Source organism: Duganella sp. Root198D2, assembly GCF_001428585.1.
Taxonomy (GTDB): Bacteria; Pseudomonadota; Gammaproteobacteria; order Burkholderiales; family Burkholderiaceae_D; genus Rugamonas.
This window is the reverse complement of the sequence record NZ_LMIC01000032.1, coordinates 5483-8668: the sequence shown is the minus strand read 5'-3', so window position 1 is coordinate 8668 and position 3186 is coordinate 5483. Positions and strand designations below refer to the sequence as shown.

Here is a 3186-nt window from a genome sequence, read left to right as displayed (position 1 = left end):
GACGACCAAATTGCTGAATCTGGCCTCGCGCAATATTGAAAAAGATTGGAAGATGCCGCAGCGGACCTGGAAGATGGCCGCCAACCAGTTTGCCATTCTGTTTGGGGAACGCTTCACCAACGCGATTAACTAACTACGAACCGCGACCCCGGCACACAAAATTCCTGACAGGTCCGTTGTGACCAATGTCGTAGCCGCCAGGAGGCCGTCAACCATGCCCTCTGCCTGGCTGAAAGTCTTGCCCCGACCGGCATACCCAGGTCGGCTTGCTTCAGAACGGCTACAATCTGTTCCGCAGGAAAATGTTTTCGCTTCATGGTCATCCTCCATCCACAAAGGGATTATTGACCAAAAAACTCGTGCTCAAAAGCGTCTAATTTTTCCACAGCAGATCACCGACCGTGCCGACCGTTACGTCGACGATGCGTTAGGACGCACCTAATCGCGAGTTTTGTGCAATTGCATCCACTAGAAAGTCATTGAACGAATTCCAAGCAAGAGATGGTGAGCCATTTCCTTCCACATACTGATACACAGGAGGATCATCCCCATCAGAAATCTTAAAGTATGTAAACTCGTACCCTTGGTGCATCGAAAAGACAAATGCATCATCCGGAAGACTCGCATCTTCCTCATTCTCCCTCAGAAGTTGAATCGCGTCTTCTCTTAATCCGTCAAGTGCGGCAAAAAAGATATCCGTCCCGTTAAGAAACCGCCCCGCTCCCCGCCCAACTCCAGACAGGAATTCTCGATATTCTGAAGGCAAACTTTTTCCAATATTCGCTTCCAAGCGCGCAACTTCCTCAGGAGTCACGCCGCGCACCTCGTCAAGATGACATATTCCTGCGTCGACTAAAGATGAAATTAGGACTTCTTTTTTCATTATTACCTTCCTGGGCCATGAGTAACAATCACCCGAATGCCGGGGAATGCTTGTTCAAATTGAGGAACAACCCCCTTGCAAGAGATGCAAAGAGGCAGCTCCGAGAATAGATGCAATGTACCGATCGCATCGGGTTTCAATCGGCTCGCAAGATTCTCTAAAATCTTCACTTCTGAATCAAGTTCGCGCGTATTGTTACCTGTTGTAATCGTATCGAATCGACGTTTTTCAGGAGCACCGACTGTCCCCGGACGCGTAGCGTTCCCACTTATTCCTACCATTTCACCAGTTTCGCCGTTAATCTTAAATTCGGCAATCGCAATATTCCGCTTCGCTCCGATATCAAGCGACTGACGCAGCTGGTTTACTTTATCCAAAGAACTGTCAACAGTTCGAACTGGGAAATCTAAAGTCTGCACCGCCGGAGCGGAGCTTGAGGCTTTCGAACCTGGCAGCGATTTTCTATTCGTCTCCAGCCGAGCATAGTTGCCAGTGTCTGAAAACTCGGCTAGCCCCTTCCCCGCCCCTTCAGTTGAATTATCTAAAGTCTTCGTTGTCGCTGCAAGCTCGTCTCTTACTCCTGCATCAGTTGCCTTGACAGGGCGAGTGCCGAATTGAACTGGCGAGAGTCCCAACTCGTCAAAGTACGCTGGACGGAGAGGCCCGTAGAGTACTTCATCAAACGCATGGGATGCCGAGGCTGCCCCTGAGGTGCTGCCCGCAGACTTGGAAGCAGCGACAGGTATACGGCTCCCGGCAACTGCAAATTCTCCTTCTCGAACAACTGTGCCGACAACTCGGGCTGTATTCCATAACTCGTCAGCTCCGGCGAGCAATGCGGCACCCCGCGCTGCCACACCAAACGGCAATGAAAGAATATTGAGGGTTCGCTCAGTTTCATATGCTTGCCTTGCGCGGTAATCTTGCGTACCTCGATCACTTTCGATCAGAGCCGAGCTCCAAGGAGTTGCGGATGCTGCGGGCACCCGAGCGACTGCAGCCCCCGTTACTCCGTCGCGATACTGCCCAGCGCTTCGATCCAACTCCACGTATCCAGACGAGGTCTGGGGGTTGGTGTTATTCGACCCAGCAAAGTATTCTCCCGCGATCGAGTGCGCCTTTCCAGCGGCCACCTTCGCGGCCTCGAAGCTCGATGTTCCCAAGGCCCAGTATTCATCGGCACCGGATTTATCGCCTTGTTTAGCCAGGTTGTAGGAAATTTGGTAGAACGCAACGGATCGCGCCCGCAAGGCGTCTTCCATGCTTCTGCATTCTTTTACGTTGATGCACTCACCAACTTGATCGAGTACTTGTTTGCGGTACACCGCTGGCGTAATTTCCCTTTTACCCTGAAGGAAGTTGTTCTCCACCGCATTGGTCGCAACCTTTCCGCCAACTGCAGCGTCAAGTAAACTGGCGCCGGTCATTCCGGACAATAGTGCGCCGATAGCGCTTGATAACGCACTAACGTTGTTTACTTGGTCCGGCGTAAGCTTGTCACGTTGCAGTACACCATTGGCATCAAATGCCTGCGGGTACAGTTCTTTCGTCAAGACTTGCGCGGCAAGTTCTCCGCCGCCGCCGGCCAGCGCGCCACTGACTGCGCTGGAATTGTTGGCAACCGCCAGAGCTGCGCCGAGGACCGCATGACTTAAATTCTGCAGCGATTGGTTTTCGTTGCCTTCCTTCTTGAAGTAGTCGCCAATCTCGGCGGCGAGATATGGCGCCGCTGCATTTGCTGCAATCTGCGTGCTGGCCTGCCCTGCGACCGAGCCAACCAAAATGCCGGTGACAACATTCAGTGCGCGGCTCTTCTCACCGCCTACGCCCCACTCAGTCTGAACCAGTTTGGCGGCATCAATTGTTTTGGTTGCTTCTGCCTTCTGTTGATCCGTGCTGTTCGAATTGTTAAGTGTCTTTTGTGCCTCGACTTCTGCCTTGCGCGCTTCAGTCGCAATATCGCTTGCCACTTGTTTGGTGGTTGCGATCACCGTGCCAGCGGCGGCCGACATGGCTTGCTGATCCTTCAGGAGCTTCTGCAAATCAGGCAGCTTGTCGAGTGCGGTGTTGGCCTTGCTCGCATCGGTGTTGATGCCAAGGTCCTTCACGGAGTTCGTCGTTACACCGCCGATGTTGATCTTGCCGTCGGTGATTGTGGCGTAAGTGGTGGAGCTGTCACTGCCCTTCTCCACCATCGGCAGGCCTGGCGTCATGTTGCCACTCTTCGGGGTACCGTATAGCTGCGACTGGCTCAGCGACTTGGTGTTGCCATCCGCGTCCTTCGCGCCATATTCGCTGTCGCC

Annotated in this window: 2 protein-coding genes and 1 pseudogene; 1 reads left to right on the top strand and 2 read right to left on the bottom strand. The window is 53.2% G+C overall.

What is annotated here, in order from left to right; all coding sequences use genetic code 11:
* A pseudogene (locus ASE26_RS31075) lies at nt 1-133 on the top strand (IS481 family transposase); the annotation flags it as partial.
* A 294-nt stretch (nt 134-427) separates the two neighbouring features.
* On the opposite strand, the gene ASE26_RS30135 reads toward ASE26_RS31075, so the two are convergent.
* Nucleotides 428-883, bottom strand: a complete 456-nt coding sequence (locus tag ASE26_RS30135; protein WP_082591422.1) for an SMI1/KNR4 family protein — start codon at nt 881-883, stop codon at nt 428-430.
* A gap of 2 nt (nt 884-885) precedes the next feature.
* On the bottom strand, nt 886-3096 hold the full coding sequence (locus tag ASE26_RS20000) for a deaminase domain-containing protein (RefSeq protein WP_082591421.1): 2211 nt from the start codon (nt 3094-3096) through the stop codon (nt 886-888).
* Nucleotides 3097-3186 lie beyond the last annotated feature (90 nt).

Coding starts and splice junctions, on each gene's coding strand:
- ASE26_RS20000 (WP_082591421.1), bottom strand. CDS start 3,096: ATGACGCCAGGCCTGCCGATGGTGGAGAAGGGCAGTGACAGCTCCACC.
- ASE26_RS30135 (WP_082591422.1), bottom strand. CDS start 883: ATGAAAAAAGAAGTCCTAATTTCATCTTTAGTCGACGCAGGAATATGT.